General features: G+C 70.7%; 14 protein-coding genes. 1 reads left to right on the top strand and 13 read right to left on the bottom strand.

What is annotated here, in order from left to right:
* Positions 1-240: 240 nt before the first annotated feature.
* Positions 241-756 carry a Cys-tRNA(Pro) deacylase gene (ybaK, locus tag AC3ANS_RS08365; RefSeq protein WP_488295696.1) on the top strand — a complete coding sequence of 172 codons (516 nt, stop codon included), beginning with the start codon at positions 241-243 and terminating at the stop codon, positions 754-756.
* Here ybaK and AC3ANS_RS08360 read toward each other — a convergent pair.
* The 13 genes from AC3ANS_RS08360 to ftsZ form a co-directional block, all read right to left on the bottom strand.
* Positions 753-2,420 (bottom strand): DUF3352 domain-containing protein, encoded by a 1,668-nt coding sequence (locus AC3ANS_RS08360; RefSeq protein ID WP_488295695.1) that lies wholly within the window; start codon positions 2,418-2,420, stop codon positions 753-755. The two genes, ybaK and AC3ANS_RS08360, sit on opposite strands and share 4 nt — an antisense overlap.
* Positions 2,421-2,470: 50 nt before the next feature.
* Entirely contained in the window at positions 2,471-3,037 is a 567-nt protein-coding gene (locus tag AC3ANS_RS08355) for a hypothetical protein (protein ID WP_488295694.1), read from the bottom strand.
* Complete coding sequence (dnaE, locus tag AC3ANS_RS08350; protein ID WP_488295693.1) at positions 3,034-6,585, bottom strand: DNA polymerase III subunit alpha; 3,552 nt, start codon at positions 6,583-6,585, stop codon at positions 3,034-3,036. The genes AC3ANS_RS08355 and dnaE overlap by 4 nt, the downstream gene beginning before the upstream one ends.
* A 156-nt stretch (positions 6,586-6,741) precedes the next feature.
* A complete protein-coding gene (locus AC3ANS_RS08345) occupies positions 6,742-7,449 on the bottom strand; it encodes a GNAT family N-acetyltransferase (protein ID WP_488295692.1) in 708 nt (235 codons plus the stop codon).
* The gene (locus AC3ANS_RS08340; protein WP_488295691.1) at positions 7,439-8,377 is read right to left on the bottom strand and encodes an RluA family pseudouridine synthase; all 939 of its coding nucleotides are present in this window, start codon (positions 8,375-8,377) and stop codon (positions 7,439-7,441) included. The genes AC3ANS_RS08345 and AC3ANS_RS08340 overlap by 11 nt, the downstream gene beginning before the upstream one ends.
* Positions 8,374-8,970 carry a signal peptidase II gene (gene lspA, locus AC3ANS_RS08335; RefSeq protein ID WP_488295690.1) on the bottom strand — a complete coding sequence of 199 codons (597 nt, stop codon included), beginning with the start codon at positions 8,968-8,970 and terminating at the stop codon, positions 8,374-8,376. Before lspA ends, AC3ANS_RS08340 begins: the two co-directional genes overlap by 4 nt.
* Positions 8,943-9,866, bottom strand: a complete 924-nt coding sequence (locus AC3ANS_RS08330; RefSeq protein WP_488295689.1) for a TraR/DksA family transcriptional regulator — start codon at positions 9,864-9,866, stop codon at positions 8,943-8,945. The genes lspA and AC3ANS_RS08330 overlap by 28 nt, the downstream gene beginning before the upstream one ends.
* Before the next feature lie 196 nt (positions 9,867-10,062).
* Positions 10,063-10,821 (bottom strand): DivIVA domain-containing protein, encoded by a 759-nt coding sequence (locus tag AC3ANS_RS08325; protein WP_488295688.1) that lies wholly within the window; start codon positions 10,819-10,821, stop codon positions 10,063-10,065.
* 97 nt (positions 10,822-10,918) lie between these two features.
* Entirely contained in the window at positions 10,919-11,209 is a 291-nt protein-coding gene (locus AC3ANS_RS08320; RefSeq protein WP_488295687.1) for a YggT family protein, read from the bottom strand.
* Between the two features lie 9 nt (positions 11,210-11,218).
* Positions 11,219-11,728 carry a cell division protein SepF gene (locus AC3ANS_RS08315; RefSeq protein WP_488295686.1) on the bottom strand — a complete coding sequence of 170 codons (510 nt, stop codon included), beginning with the start codon at positions 11,726-11,728 and terminating at the stop codon, positions 11,219-11,221.
* Between the two features lie 59 nt (positions 11,729-11,787).
* Positions 11,788-12,495, bottom strand: a complete 708-nt coding sequence (locus AC3ANS_RS08310; protein WP_488295685.1) for a YggS family pyridoxal phosphate-dependent enzyme — start codon at positions 12,493-12,495, stop codon at positions 11,788-11,790.
* Positions 12,492-13,190 carry a purine nucleoside phosphorylase YfiH/LACC1 family protein gene (locus AC3ANS_RS08305; protein ID WP_488295684.1) on the bottom strand — a complete coding sequence of 233 codons (699 nt, stop codon included), beginning with the start codon at positions 13,188-13,190 and terminating at the stop codon, positions 12,492-12,494. The genes AC3ANS_RS08310 and AC3ANS_RS08305 overlap by 4 nt, the downstream gene beginning before the upstream one ends.
* The gene (gene ftsZ, locus AC3ANS_RS08300) at positions 13,187-14,368 is read right to left on the bottom strand and encodes a cell division protein FtsZ (protein WP_488295683.1); all 1,182 of its coding nucleotides are present in this window, start codon (positions 14,366-14,368) and stop codon (positions 13,187-13,189) included. The genes AC3ANS_RS08305 and ftsZ overlap by 4 nt, the downstream gene beginning before the upstream one ends.
* Between the last annotated feature and the right edge of the window lie 125 nt (positions 14,369-14,493).

Genomic DNA, 14,493 nt, shown 5'->3' with positions numbered 1-14,493 from the left:
CAGCGGCCACGCGAGGAACGAGCGTGGGCGCGTGGCGAGGGAAGATTGAGCAAGCGACGCGACTGAGGAACGAAGTCGCACGAGCGCGTCGAAATTGACGGAGCAGCGGCCACGCGAGGAACGAGCGTGGGCGCGTGGCGAGGGAAGATTGAGCAAGCGACGCGACTGAGGAACGAAGTCGCACGAGCGCGTCGAAATCCGGTGAGCCGGGAGACGGCCTCCACCCGACCGAGGAGCATCGTGGCCAAGAAGAAGTCCTCCCCCGGCGGGACCCCCGCCACGGTCGCCCTGACGAAGGCCGGCATCGCGTTCACCCTGCACGAGTACACCCACGACCCGCGGGCGGCGTCGTACGGCCTCGAGGCCGCGGCGGCGCTGGGCCTCGATCCGGCGTGCGTGTTCAAGACGCTGATGGCGAACGCCGACCCTTCGACAGGCTCAGGACGACGCGGCGCGCTGGTCGTCGGCATCGTCCCGGTCTCCCAGCAGCTCGACCTCAAGGCCCTGGCCCGGGCCCTCGGCGCGTCCAAGGCGGCGATGGCCGAGGTGGCCGCCGCCGAGCGGGCGACCGGCTATGTCGCCGGTGGCATCTCGCCGATCGGCCAGAAGCGCGCTCACCCTACGGTCCTGGACGAGAGCGCGATGGCGTACGACGTCGTCTACGTCTCGGGGGGCCGCCGCGGCCTCGACCTCGGTCTCGCGCCCGCCGACCTGGTGCGGGCGACGGGCGCGATCCTGGGACCGATCGCGCGCTAGTTGGTTGTCACCCTGAGCACGAGGTGGCTGGCGCCGTCCTGCTGCCAGGCGCTCATCCCCAGGCCCTGGAGCGGCTCGAGGTTGTCGGCGACCTGCTGGTCCTCCTGGGCGAGGCCGGCCAGCCAGTCTCCGGCGTCGAAGTTCACGAACAGCACGGCCGCGGCGTCGTCGGCCCCGCGGACGACGTTCTCGAACACCTCGGACTTGCCGAGGCCGCCGTTCTCGAGCAGCCGCTTGCGGTAGTCGGCGTCGGGGCCGATCGCGATCATGTCGCCGTCGCTGTCGCTGCCGAGCGCGGCGTCGGCGCCACCCATCTGGGGGCGGAGCTTGTCGAGCACGGACTCGATCGCGTCGGGGTCGCCCTGGACCTTCAGCCCGACGGGCACTCCGGTGCCGTCCGCGGAGTTCACGAACTTCTCGACGTCGAAGTCGCTGCCCACCGCCAGCGCGGCCGAGTCGCCCGCCAACGTCTCGACGTCGTCGGGAAGGTCGAGACCGGTCTGCGCGGACATCTCGTCGAGGAGCTCCTGGCTGCTCGTCCCGCCGAGCTGGGCCGCGGCCTGGTCGGCCATGTCGCCGAACCAGCCGTCGGCGAACCCGATCCCGATCGCCGCGGCCGTGTCGCTCGGCAGCGTGGCCAGTACGTCGCTGCCGCGGTCGGCTCCCTCGAGCGCGTCCTGGGACTTGCCGGGGTCGGCCGCGACCTCGAGCTCCAGCGACCCGCTGTCGAACCGCAGCGTCGCCGCCAGCCCCTTGAAGTCCTCCAGCGCGGACGTCACCTCGTCGGAGGTCGTCGCGTAACCCACGCAGGGAGCCGCGCACGAGGCGCCGACGGCGCCACCGGTGGAGTACGCCGCGGGCAGGCCGGCGAACGGATCCATGAACCCGCCGAGGTTGTCGGCGAGCACCTTGCCGGCCTCGGGGGCGAGGTAGACGCTCGCGATACCGGCGTCACCCGCGGCGTCGGTCCACTTCTGGTAGTCGTGGTCGTCCGACAGCGAGGAGTCAGCGGCCTCGTCGGCGACCTTGTCGACGATCTCCTGGGTCTCCCCGACCAGTGCCCAGCCGTCGTGGATCGCCCACGCGCCATCCTCGGTGCCACCACCGTCCGTTCCGGCGCTGCACTCCTTGACCTTCTGCAGACCGGCGTCGGCCAAGTCGCCGTCGGTCACCTGGAGCACGAACACCGGGGACGGGGTGTCTCCCCCGGTGTCGACGGCCGCGACCGCCATCCGGTCGCCGAGCCAGGGCTCGATGTCGTCGACGTAGTCGATGTTCTCGCAGGCGCCGGTGCCCTGGATCTCCTCGAACACCCGCTGCCGGATGTCGTCGTCGGTCTCGAGCCCGATCTTGTCCTTGAACGCCGGGAACTTGCGCAGCGTGCGGAGCGCCTCGATCTTCTGTCCCCCGCTGGGGTCCAGGTCGATGCTTGCGTAGCCGATCGTCGAGGCGGGCAGGGCCTCGGCGGGCTGCGGACCGGTCGAGAAGAACGACCACGCCGCCCAGGCACCCGCCCCGGCGACCGCGAGCACGGCGACGACGCCACCGGCGATCCAGCCGGCGCGCCGGCCACCACGTCCAGGCGGGCCGGCCGATCCGGGCGGGGCCGGCGGCGGGAGCGGTCGGCCGCTACCGCTCTCGAGGTACTCCGGGCTGCTGGTCACAAGACACCCCCACGTGTCGACTGCGGGCCGGTCGGCCGCTCGGCGGGAGCCTACCCGGCGCGATGGGGGTGGCGGTCGTGCTCGTCGTGCGGGTGGCGACGCGCGGTCGAGAGGCCGAAGAACACCAGGGTGAGTGCCACCAACGCGCCCGCCGGCATCGAGATCCAGGGCGTCCGGCGAGACACCTCGAGTCGGCCGGGCAGGTGGGTGCCGTCCTTGGCCGTCGACGCCAGGTGCACCGGGTCGGCGGGCCCGAGCGCCGCTCCGACGTGGACCATCAGCCAGGTGCCGATGACCGTGCCGACGATCACGGCGAGCAGCGTGAGCAGCGGGACCCGGTCGAGGAACAGTGCCACGACGCCGCCGGCGACCAGGCCGGTCACCGTGGCGACGACCACGAACCAGCCGGTGCCCGAGAACTGGTCGCGCAGCCCGGCCTCGTTCTCGGCGACCCAGCGGTGGTCGACCACGACGCCGACCGGAGCGGTCCACAGCCACTCCCACACGACGCCCGCCAGCGCCCCCGCGGCCGCCAGGACGAGCACGCCCACGGCGAGCTGGACCAGGCCGGACCGGAGGGACGCGCGCCGCGACGCGAGGTGCTCGGGGCTGCTCACCCCGTCAGACACCCGGGCCCCAACAGGTGCTTGAGATCGGCGAACAGTGCCGGGCTCGGGGTGACCCGGAGCCGGTCGTCGAGTCGCATGACCAAGGTCTCCTCACGGGTCAAGAGTCGCAGGCGCACCTCGGTCATGCCCGGGTGGGTGCCGAGCACGTCCTTGAGCTGCTCGACGACCGGTGGTGTGCACCGGGTCGACGGCAGGCTGATCACCACGGGTCCCGACGGCCCGTCGGAGAGGTCGGGGACGGTGACCTCCTGGCCGTGGATCTCGGGCTGGTCCTTCTGCCGCGACAGCCGTCCCTTGACCGTGATGATCGCGTCCTCGATCAGGTGCGGGCCGGCGAGCTGGTAGGCGCTCGGGAACAGCAGCACGTCGATCGCGCCGTCGAGGTCCTCGACGGTGATCATCGCCCACGCGTCGCCCCGCTTGGTGATCTTGCGCTGCACGCCGGTGACCAGGCCGCTGATCGTGACCGGAGCCCCGTCGGGACGGTCCTCGTCGAGCATCAGCTGCCCGATGGTGCAGTCGCTGCTGTTGGCGAGCACGTGCTCGAGGCCCAGCAACGGGTGGTCGGAGACGTAGAGACCGAGCATCTCCCGCTCGCGGGAGAGCAGGGTGGTCTTGTCCCACTCGTCGATGTCGGGCAGCGCGATGCTGACGTCGAAGACGACGTCGTCGCCACCCGACCCGCCGAAGAGGGAGTCCTGCCCCTCGTCCACCTTCTTCAGCCCGATGTAGCGGTCGACGGCCTCTTCGTGCTTGAGGTGCAGCGCCCGCCTCTTGTGCTTCATGTCGTCGAACGCGCCGGCGAGGATCAGCGACTCGAAGACCCGCTTGTTGCAGACGTGCGCCGGCACCTTGGACAAGAAGTCGTTGAAGTCCTCGTAGCGGCCCTTCGCGGCCCGGGCCGCGACGATGCCGTCGACCACGTTGGCCCCGACGTTGCGGACCGCGGTGAGGCCGAAGCGGATGTCGTTGCCGACCGGGGTGAAGTTGTGGGAGGACTCGTTGACGTCCGGCGGCAGCACCTGGATCTTCATCCGGCGACACTCGTTGAGGTAGATCGCCATCTTGTCCTTGTCGTCGCGTGCGGACGTCAGGAGCGCAGCCATGTACTCGGTCGGGTAGTTGGCCTTGAGGTAAGCGGTCCAGTAGGTGATGACGCCGTAGGCGGCGGAGTGGGACTTGTTGAACGCGTAGTCGGAGAACGGCAGCAGGATCGCCCAGAGCGTGTCGATCGCGGCCTGGGGGAACCCGCGCTCGAGCATGCCGGCCTGGAAGCCGGCGTACTGCTTGTCGAGCTCCTCCTTCTTCTTCTTGCCCATCGCGCGGCGCAGGTTGTCGGCGGCGCCGAGGGTGAAGCCCGCCAGGACCTGGGCGATCGCCATCACCTGCTCCTGGTAGACGATCAGGCCGTAGGTCTCTCCCAGGACCGGCTCGAGCGCCTCTGCCAGGGCCGGGTGGATCGGCTCGATGGGCTCGCGGCCGTTCTTGCGGCGGGCGTACTTGTTGTGGGAGTCAGCACCCATCGGACCGGGGCGGTAGAGCGCGCTGACCGCGGTGATGTCGGCGAACTTGTCGGGCTGCAGCGAGCGCAGCAGGGCCCGCATGCCGCCGCCATCGAGCTGGAAGATGCCGAGCGTGTCACCGCGGCCCATCAGCTCGTAGGTCGCCCGGTTGTCGAAGGGCAGCTCCTCGAGCACGACCCGTTCGCCACGGTTGGCCTCGATGTTGGCCACCGCGTCGTCGAGGATGTGGAGGTTGCTCAGGCCCAGGAAGTCCATCTTGACCAGCCCGAGCGCCTCGCACATCGGGTAGTCGAACTGGGTGATCACGGCGCCGTCCTGCGGGCGCGCCATGATCGGCACGATGTCGATGAGGGGGTCGCTGGACATGATCACGCCGGCTGCGTGGACGCCCCAGTTGCGGATCTGACCCTCGAGGCCGACGGCGGTCTCGTAGATGCGGCGTACGTCGGGGTCGGACTCGTGCAGGGACCGGAACTCCCCGCCCTCGCCGTAGCGCTTGTGGGCGGGGTCGAAGATGTCCTTGAGCGGCACGCCCTTGCCCATGACGTCGGCCGGCAGTGCCTTGGTGATGCGATCGGAGATCGCGAAGCCGAAGTCGAGCACGCGGGCGGCGTCCTTGATCGCGGCCTTGGCCTTGAGACGACCGAAGGTGGCGATCTGGGCGACCCGGTCGGCGCCGTACTTGTCGGTGACGTACTTGATGACCTCGCCGCGGCGGTGGTCGTCGAAGTCGATGTCGAAGTCGGGCATCGAGGGGCGCTCGGGGTTGAGGAACCGCTCGAAGAAGAGCCCGTGCTCCAGCGGGCAGAGGTCGGTGATGCTGAGCGCGTACGCCGCGATCGAGCCCGCGCCGGAACCACGGCCGGGGCCGACCCGGATGCCGTTGCGCTTGGACCACTGGATGAAGTCGGCGACCACGAGGTAGTAGCCGCAGTAGCCCTTCTGGGAGATGATCGCGAGCTCCATCTCCACGCGGTCCTTGACCTGCTGGGTCAGCCGCTCTCCCGGGTAGCGCGCCTCGATGCCGCGCCACACCTCCTTGCGGAACCAGCTGTCCTCGGTCTCCCCGGCCGGGACGTCGGCGCGCGCCATGTAGCCGCCGGTGGACTCGACGAACTCCACCTCGCAGCGCTCGGCGATCGCGAGGGTGTTGTCGCACGCGGCCGAGAGGTCGTAGCTCTCCCACAGCGCCCGCATCTCGGCCGGGGACTTGATGTAGTAGCCGCCGCCGTCGAACTTCAGCCGGTTGGTGTCGGAGAGGCGCTTGCCGGACGCGACGCAGATCAGGGCGTCGTGGGCGTCGGCGTCCTCGGGGTTGTTGTAGTGGGAGTCGTTGGTGGCCAGCGGCGGGAGCCCGAGCTCGCGGCCCAGGCGGAGCAGGTCGTCGCGGACCCGCTTCTCGATGGAGATGCCGTGGTCCATCAGCTCGAGGAAGACGCTGTCTCGGCCGTAGATGTCCTGCAGCTCGCCGGCCTCGCGGACGGCCTCGTCCCACTGGCCGAGTCGCAGCCGGGTCTGGATCGCCCCGCTGGGGCAACCCGTGCTGACGATGATCCCCTCGCTGTGCTGCTGGAGGATCTCCTTGTCCATCCGCGGCTTGTAGAAGTAGCCCTCGAGGCTGGAGCGGGAGGAGAGCCGGAACAGGTTGCGCATGCCCTCGGTGCTCTCGGCCCACATCGTCATGTGGGTGTAGGCGCCGCCACCGGCGACGTCGTCGCCGCCCTCCTCGGCCACGTCTCCCTTGCCCCACCGCACGCGACGTCGCTCACCGCGTGCCGTGCCCGGGGTGATGTAGGCCTCGATGCCGATGATCGGCTTGATGCCGTGCTTGCGCGCCTTGGAGTAGAAGTCGTAGGCGCCGTGCAGGTTGCCGTGGTCGGTCATCGCGATCGCCGGCATGCCGAGGTCGGCGGTGCGGGTGAACAGCCCGTTGAGCAGCGACGCCCCGTCGAGCATGGAGTACTCGGTGTGGACGTGGAGGTGGACGAAGGAGTCCTGGGAGCCTGTCGCCATCGTCGCGGGCCACTCCTCGGTGCGTCGTGCGGGAACTCATCTGCGGGCATGCGGAACCAGAGCCACGGGTGAGCGCGGCGAGATTCGTGGGGGAAGGAGAACACCCTAACCCGCCCGTGGGACCCATCGTGGCAGCAACCGCCGACAGCGTCCGGGTCAGGCCTGGTGAGCCGCGTCCATGCTCTCGGTGATGATGGCGTCGACGATCCGGGACAGCCGGTCGGCGCCGAGACCGGGGGCCCGCAGCGCCATCGCCTCGGCGATCGCGCGCTCGCGCCCCGGGTCCCTGCCGGGCTCGCTCTTGTGCGGCTGGACCGCGCGGGTGAGCGCTGCGCGGCGGGCCAGCAGGTCGCCCAGCTGCGCATCGACCTCGTCGATCAGGCCGCGGAAGAACTCCAACGGACGGGACCCCGGCCAGGCCATCCGGATGTCGGGGGCCCGCTCCTCGTTGGCCGAGCCATCGGTGTGCTCGAGCTCGACCAGCCCGTGGCGTTCGTAGAAGGCACGGGCGGGGGTGTTGCTCTCGAAGACCCAGAGACAGAAGCCCCCCGGCCGCACGACCTTCGCGAGGTCGAGCAGGGCGGTGCCGATGCCCTGTCCAGCGGCATCGACCAGCACGTACAGCGAGTGCAGCCAGTCGTCCTCCACCACCATGAACGCGACCAGGGAGCCGTCCCGCTCGGCGAGCCACACGTCGCGACGGGCGAGGTCCCAGCCCTCGACGTACGCGTGCACCTCGGCGTCCGTGTGGATCTGTGGCGGCATCGCCGGGACGGAGGTCTCGCGGACCTGCACGTAGAGCTCGGCGACCGCGGGCAGGTCCTCGACCGTCGCGGGCCGCAGGAGGAGCTCGCTAGTGGGCATCGCGGATCACCTCGAGCGCGTGCGCGAGGTCCTCCGGGTACTCCGACTCGTACTCCACGTGCTCCCCGCTGTCGGGGTGCTCGAACCCGAGGCGTACGGCGTGCAGCCACTGCCGCTCCAGCCCGACGCGCTTGGCCAGCGACGGGTCGGCGCCGTACGTCAGATCACCCACGCAGGGGTGCTTGAGCGCCGACATGTGCACGCGGATCTGGTGGGTGCGGCCGGTCTCGAGGTGGATCTCGAGCAGGCTCGCGAAGCGGTGCGCCTCGAGCGTCTCGTAGTGCGTGACGCTGTGCCGGCCGTCGGACATCACGGCGAACTTGTAGTCCGCCTTGGGGTGGCGGCCGATGGGTGCGTCGATCGTGCCCTCGTGAGGGTCGGGGTGGCCCTGCACCAGGGCGTGGTAGACCTTGTCGACCGTGCGGTGGCGGAAGGCGTTCTTGAGCACGGAGTAGGCGTGCTCGGACTTGCAGATCACCATCACCCCGGACGTGCCGACGTCGAGCCGCTGGACGATGCCCTGCCGCTCGGACGCGCCGCTGGTGGAGATCCGGAAGCCGGCGCCTGCCAAGTGCCCGACCACGGTGGGGCCGGACCAGCCCGGCGAGGGATGGACCGCGACGCCGACCGGCTTGTCGATGACCACGATGTCGTCGTCGTCGTGGAGGATCTTGATCCCCTCGACGATCTCCGGCACCACCGCCAGCGGGTCGGTCTCGACCGGAATGGTGACGTCGACCGTCGCCCCCGGCAGCACCCGGTCGCTCTTGCCGACCGGCGCGCCGTCCACCAGCACGTGGCCGGCCGCGATCAGCTCGGCGCCGCGGGTCCGCGACAGGCCGAACATGCGAGCGAGCGCGGCGTCCACCCGCTCCCCCGCGAGTCCTTCGGGCACCGAGAGCACCCGGTGGTCGGACGTGCGGCTCATGGGCGGTCCTCGCGGTCCTCGTGGCCCTCGTGCTCGCGCGGTGCGTGGGCCCCGTCGAGCCGGACACCGCGATAGACCTGCACGAGGATCAGCGCGGCCGCGATGTCGATGCAGATGTCGGCGACGTTGAAGATCGGCCAGTGCGGAAGCATGAAGAAGTCGATGACGTGCCCACGCAGGGGCCCTGGCTCTCGCACCAGTCGGTCGGTGAGGTTGCCCGCGACACCGGCGAGCAGCAGACCGAGCGCGACGGCCCAGCCCGCGCTGCGGACCCGGCGCGCCAGGTAGAGCACGACCAGCACGGCGAGCATCGCGACGACGCTGAACACCTCGGTGTAGGCCGTGCCGGTGCTGAACGCCGCCCCGGGGTTGCGCGTGAGGTGGAGCTGGAAGAAGTCCCCCACCAGCTGCACGTCGGGTCGATCGGTCAGCCGGTCGACGGCCACCACCTTGGAGACGACGTCGACGGCGTACGCCGCGAGAGCGACCGCGGCGAAGACCAGCCGCGCACGGCGTCGCGAGGTGCGGGTCGGTTCGGTCGGGGCCGGATCGGTCTGGTCGCCGGTCAGCGACGTTCCTCGCGCTGCTTGCATGTCATGCACAGTGTGGCACGCGGGAACGCCATGAGCCGCATCTTGCCGATGGGGTTGCCGCACGACTCGCACACGCCGTAGGTCCCGTCGTCGATGCGGGTCAGGGCGCGCTCGATCTGGGCCAGCTTGTCGCGCTCGCTGTTGAGGACGGTGAGCTCGTGGTCGCGCTCGAAGCTGGTCGCGCCCAGGTCCGCCTGGTCCTGGCCCGCGCCGTCACCGGAGTCGCGCATCAGCCCGTTGAGCTCGCTCTCCTGGGCCTCGATGACCTCCTGGCTGTGCCCGCGCTGCTCATGCAGCTCGTCGAGCACCTCCGTGAGCTCGGCCTTGGTCCAGGCGCTCTCCCCCTCTTGGACGACGAGAGCGCTCGCCGGGACCTTCTTCGCCGGGGCCTTCTTCGCCGGAGCCTTCTTCGCCGGGGCGTTCGTCACAGGAGCTGCCTTCGTGGCCGGGGCCTTCGCGGCCGGGGTCGTCTTCTTCACGGCCGCCTTGGTGACGGGCGCTGCCTTCTTCACCGGCGCGGCCTTCGCCGCCGGTGCTGCCTTCTTCGCGGGTGCCGTCTTCTTCGCCGCGGGCGCTGCCTTCTTCGCGGGTGCCGTCTTCTTCGCCGCGGGTGCTGCCTTCTTCGCGGGTGCTGCCTTCTTCGCCGCGGGTGCCGCCTTCTTCGCCGCGGGTGCCGCCTTCTTCGCCGCGGGCGCCGCCTTCTTCGCCGCGGATGCCGCCTTCTTCGCCGCGGGTGCTGCCTTCTTCGCGGGGGCTGCCTTGGCGGCGGCGCCGTTCTTCTTCGGCTTCTTGGCGACCGGCTCGGTCTCCGCCGACTTGGCGGGGCGGCGGGCGATCACCTTGCGGGCGGCCGATGCCGCCTGCCCAGCGAGCGACTTCCTCGTGGAGCGAGCCATGGTCGGGCCTCCTCGGGCCTCGGCGGCTGTGGATGCAGCCACAGGTGTGCGTGGAGGGTAGCCGGTGTCGCCCAGCCCCTCCAATGCGGCGCACCGCACCGCACCGCCTGAACCCGCCTGAACACCCCCGGGGACGACGCTGCGGCCGGCCCCCGAAGGAGCCGGCCGCAGCAGAAGCGTCGTCGCAGGCTGCGACTCAGGCGTCGTCCTCGCCCAGGATCGAGCGCAGGCGCTTGGGCGCCGGAGACTCGTCGCCGGAGGACATCGGCGCCTCGGTGGAGCCGCTCAGCGCCTCCAGCTGCTGGCTGAAGTAGCTCTTGAGGCGGGAGCGGTACTCGCGCTCGAACGAGCGCAGGTTCTCGACCTCACCGCTGAGCTTGTCGCGCTCCTTCTCGAGGTCACCGAACATCTGACGACGGCGCTCGGCGGTCTCGGAGTCGAGCATCTGGGCACGGGTCCGGGCGTCGGACTCCATGCGGTCGGCCTTGGTCTTGGACTCCGACTCCAGGCGCTCGGCCTTGGTGCGCGCCTCGCCGACGATCTTGTCGGCCTCGTTCTTGGCCTCTTCGACCAGCTCGTCGGCGTTGCGGGTGGCGATCTCGAGCAGCCGGGCCGCGGCGTTCGACGCCTGGGGCACGGTCTCCACCCGGATGGTCTCCACCGGGGTCGCGGCGGCAGCGGCGACCACGGGGGCCGGCGCGGCTACGGGCTCGGGCTCGGGCGCCTTCTCCTCCACACGGGGCTGCGGGGCGGGCTCGGCAACGGCACCCGACCCCTGCGCAGCGGCGAGCTTCGACCTGAGGTCGTCGTTCTCCTTCGTGAGTCGCGCCAGCTCGGCCTCCACCTCGTCGAGGAACTGGTCGACCTCACCCATGTCGTAGCCCTCACGGAGCCGGACGGGAGTAAAGCGCTTGTTGCTCACGTCCTCAGGCGTCAGCGGCATGACCTCACCCATTCATAGATCGTCAAAGTAACTGTCGGTCGAACAATAGCGCTTGCACCGGGGGCCGGTGCATTGCCAGGTCATCGTCGTGCGGTGTGCTCCGGGTCCATCAGAGCATGACCTGGCGGTTGATCTGGAGCAGCACGTACGCCGCGATCATCACGATCAGGAAGCTCAGGTCCAGCGACACGCTCCCGATCCGCAGCGGCGGGATCACCCGTCGCAACGCCTTGATCGGCGGGTCCGTCGTGGAGTAGACGCCCTCGAGGAGCACCAGCATCACCCCTCGCGGGACCCACGCCCGGGCGAAGATCTGCACCCAGTCCACGACGAACCGGACCCAGAGCAGGGCGATGAAGACCCAGAGGACGATCTCGATGACCGACCCGACCGCATGCACGTGTAGCCCTCAGCTCTGGTTGAAGAATCCGCCCTCAGCGATGCGCTGCTTGTCCTCGGCAGCGACCGAGACGTTGGCCGGTGAGAGCAGGAAGACCTTGTTGGTGATGCGCTCGATGGTGCCACGCGTCGCAAAGACCAGGCCGGCCGCGAAGTCGACGAGACGCTTGGCGTCCGCATCGTCCATCTCGGAGAGGTTCATGATCACCGGGGTGCCCTCGCGGAAGTTCTCACCCACGGTGCGCGCCTCGTTGTAGGTGCGGGGGTGCAGGGTCGTGATGCGGGACAGCTCAGCCACCACTCCGGTCGGGCCCGTCGCCGGACGGCGGCGCTCGGACAGGTCGGACACGGGGGCCGGACGGCTCTCCCGCTTCGGCTGACGGACGGCGACCGGAGCGGTCTCCTGGGTGTCGTACTCCCCGGCCCGGTGGTCGTACTCGTCGCCGTACTCGTCGTCGTACCGGCCGGTGTCCTCGAGCAGGCCGAGGTACTCGCCGATCCTGCGCATCGCGCCGCTCATGACTGTTGCCCTCCGGAACTCCGCGCCCCCTGCGGGACGCATGCTTGGTGTCTTGGACCCTACTTGAACTTCGGTCTCGAACCGAGGACCGCGGAGCCGATGCGCACGTGTGTCGCGCCCGCCCGGACGGCGTGCTCGAGGTCACCGCTCATGCCGGCCGAGAGCCACCCCGCGTCGGGGTGGTCGAGCAGGAACTCGCGCCGGATCTCCCCCAGCCGCGCGAACGCCGCCGCGGGGTCCTCGCCCAGCGGCGCGACGGCCATGAGGCCACGCAACCGCAGGCCGTCGGCCGCGAGCACCGCCGCCGCCAGGCCGGGCAGGTCGCCCGGATCGGCACCGGCGCGACCCTCCGCACCCGGCGGGTCGAGGCTGACCTGGAGGAGCACCTCGACGACCTGGTCGCGACCTCGGGCACCGCGCGCGAGCGGGGCGACCAGCTTGGTCCGGTCGACGGACTCGACGACGTCGGCGTACGCCGCGACCGCGGCCGCCTTGTTGCTCTGCAGGCCGCCGATGAAGTGCCACCGCAACCCGAGGTCGGCGCACTCCGCGGCCTTGGCCTCGGCCTCCTGGTGCCGGTTCTCGCCGACGTCGGTGACGCCGAGGTCGGCGAGGAGGCGTACGTCGGAGGCGGGGAAGAACTTGGTGACCACGACCAGCCGCACCTCGGCGGGGTCGCGACCTGCGTCGGCACACGCCGCGGCGATGCGGGCGTGCACCGTCTCGAGGTTGGCCGCGATCTGCTCGCGTCGCTCATCTGTGCTCATCGGGTCCTCCAGATCACTCCGGCCATCCGGCCGGCGTCCGCCCCGTCACGCCGGTAGGAGTGGAGCGCGGGCAGCTCGCGTGTGCAACCGCCGACCTCGACGACGGTGCAGCCCGCGGCGTCGAGCTGGGCGCGCACCCCGGCGCCCAGGTCGAGCGCAGGGGTGCCCCAGCTGGTCGTCGCGTACGTCACCGGCACGGCGGCCGCCACCTCCTCGCGCAGCTGGTCGGGGACCTCGTAGCAGCGGCCACAGATGTGGGGCCCGATCCAGGCGCGCACGCGGCCGGCCCCCAGGGATCGCAGCCGCTCGAGCGCGACGGTCACGACACCGCGCCGGACGCCCTCGCGCCCGGCGTGCACCGCGCCGATCAGCCCGGAGTCGGCGGCCAGCAGCACCGGGACGCAGTCGGCGGCCCGGACCAGCAGCGCCCGGTCCGGCTGGCCGCTGAGCAGCCCGTCGGCGTCCGGGACGACAGCGGCAGCCTCGTCCTCGAGGAGCACCACGTCGGTGCCGTGCACCTGGTGCATGAGGTACGGCGTGGCACCGGTCGCCGCCGCGACCTCGGCGAGGGCTGCCTCCCGCACCGCCGCCGCCGCGTTGTCTCCGAGGTCGAGACGCCGCTCGGTGAAGCCGACCGACACCTCACTGGTGCCGCCCGGCCCCGGGGCCACGGTGTCGCGATAGAGGAAGGTCACTTGAGGAAGTCGGGAATGTCCAGGTCGTCGTCGTCGAACTGCACCTGCCGGGGGGCCGGCCGGGTGGCCGCGTCGGGAGTCGTGCCGCCCTGCGGACGAGATGGGGCACCGGCCGGGACCTTCTCCTTCTCCGCCGCTGCCTGAGACCCCTGGGACGCCGGGGCGGGCGCCGGAGCCGAGGCCTGCTTGGGCTCGCGGCGCAGAACGGTGCCCTCACCGGTGCGCTTGGGCATGCCGCCGTCGAACCCGGCCGCGATGACCGTCACCCGCACCTCGTCGCCGAGCGCGTCGTCGATGGTGGCGCCGAAGATGATGTTGGCGTCGACGTGGACGGCCTCGGCGACCAGCGCCGCCGCCTCGTTGATCTCGAACAGGCCGAGGTCGGAGCCGCCGGCGATCGAGAGCAGCACGCCGTGGGCGCCGTCGATGCTGGCCTCGAGGAGCGGGCTGGAGACCGCCATCTCGGCCGCGGCCACCGAGCGGTCCTCACCGCGCGCCGAGCCGATGCCCATCAGCGCCGAGCCGGCGTTGGACATCACGGACTTCACGTCGGCGAAGTCGAGGTTGATCAGGCCGGGGGTGGTGATCAGGTCGGTGATGCCGGAGACGCCCTGGAGCAGCACCTGGTCGGCCTGCTTGAACGCGTCGAGCACCGAGACGTTGCGGTCGCTGATCGAGAGCAGCCGGTCGTTGGGGATCACGATGAGGGTGTCGACCTCCTCGCGGAGCCCGGCGATGCCCTCCTCGGCCGAGGTCGCGCGACGGCGGCCCTCGAACGCGAACGGCCGGGTCACGACGCCGATCGTCAGGGCGCCGAGCGACCGGGCGATGCGGGCCACCACGGGCGCGCCGCCGGTGCCGGTGCCGCCGCCTTCGCCGGCGGTGACGAAGACCATGTCGGCCCCCTTGATGACCTCCTCGATCTCGTCGGCGTGGTCCTCGGCGGCACGGGCACCCACGTCGGGGTTGGCGCCAGCGCCGAGGCCGCGGGTCAGCTCGCGACCGATGTCGAGCTTGACGTCCGCGTCGCTCATCAGCAGCGCCTGTGCGTCGGTGTTGATCGCGATGAACTCGACGCCCTTGAGCCCGACCTCGATCATCCGGTTGACGGCGTTCACGCCGCCGCCGCCGATGCCTACGACCTTGATGATGGCCAGGTAGTTCTGCGCTGCTGCCACGGCGGATTCGCCTCTCGCTGCTCGGGTGCGGGTCTGAAAGTCGGGAAGCGGCTCGGTGTGTCGAGAACTCTTACCCTCAGGCTGAGGGTTATAGTTATGTCAACCTCGCCGTGGTCACGAGAGTA

This window comes from Nocardia sp. 149-1B (genome assembly GCF_057747975.1).
This window is presented reverse-complemented; position numbering and strand designations above follow the sequence as displayed.

Excerpts from the sequence above, each read along its gene's own strand:
- AC3ANS_RS08325 (WP_488295688.1), bottom strand. The coding sequence starts at position 10,821 with ATGGGTGAGGTCATGCCGCTGACGCCTGAGGACGTGAGCAACAAGCGC.
- dnaE (WP_488295693.1), bottom strand. The coding sequence starts at position 6,585 with ATGGCGACAGGCTCCCAGGACTCCTTCGTCCACCTCCACGTCCACACC.
- AC3ANS_RS08310 (WP_488295685.1), bottom strand. The coding sequence starts at position 12,495 with ATGAGCACAGATGAGCGACGCGAGCAGATCGCGGCCAACCTCGAGACG.
- AC3ANS_RS08330 (WP_488295689.1), bottom strand. The coding sequence starts at position 9,866 with ATGGCTCGCTCCACGAGGAAGTCGCTCGCTGGGCAGGCGGCATCGGCC.
- AC3ANS_RS08340 (WP_488295691.1), bottom strand. The coding sequence starts at position 8,377 with ATGAGCCGCACGTCCGACCACCGGGTGCTCTCGGTGCCCGAAGGACTC.
- lspA (WP_488295690.1), bottom strand. The coding sequence starts at position 8,970 with ATGCAAGCAGCGCGAGGAACGTCGCTGACCGGCGACCAGACCGATCCG.
- AC3ANS_RS08345 (WP_488295692.1), bottom strand. The coding sequence starts at position 7,449 with ATGCCCACTAGCGAGCTCCTCCTGCGGCCCGCGACGGTCGAGGACCTG.
- AC3ANS_RS08315 (WP_488295686.1), bottom strand. The coding sequence starts at position 11,728 with ATGAGCGGCGCGATGCGCAGGATCGGCGAGTACCTCGGCCTGCTCGAG.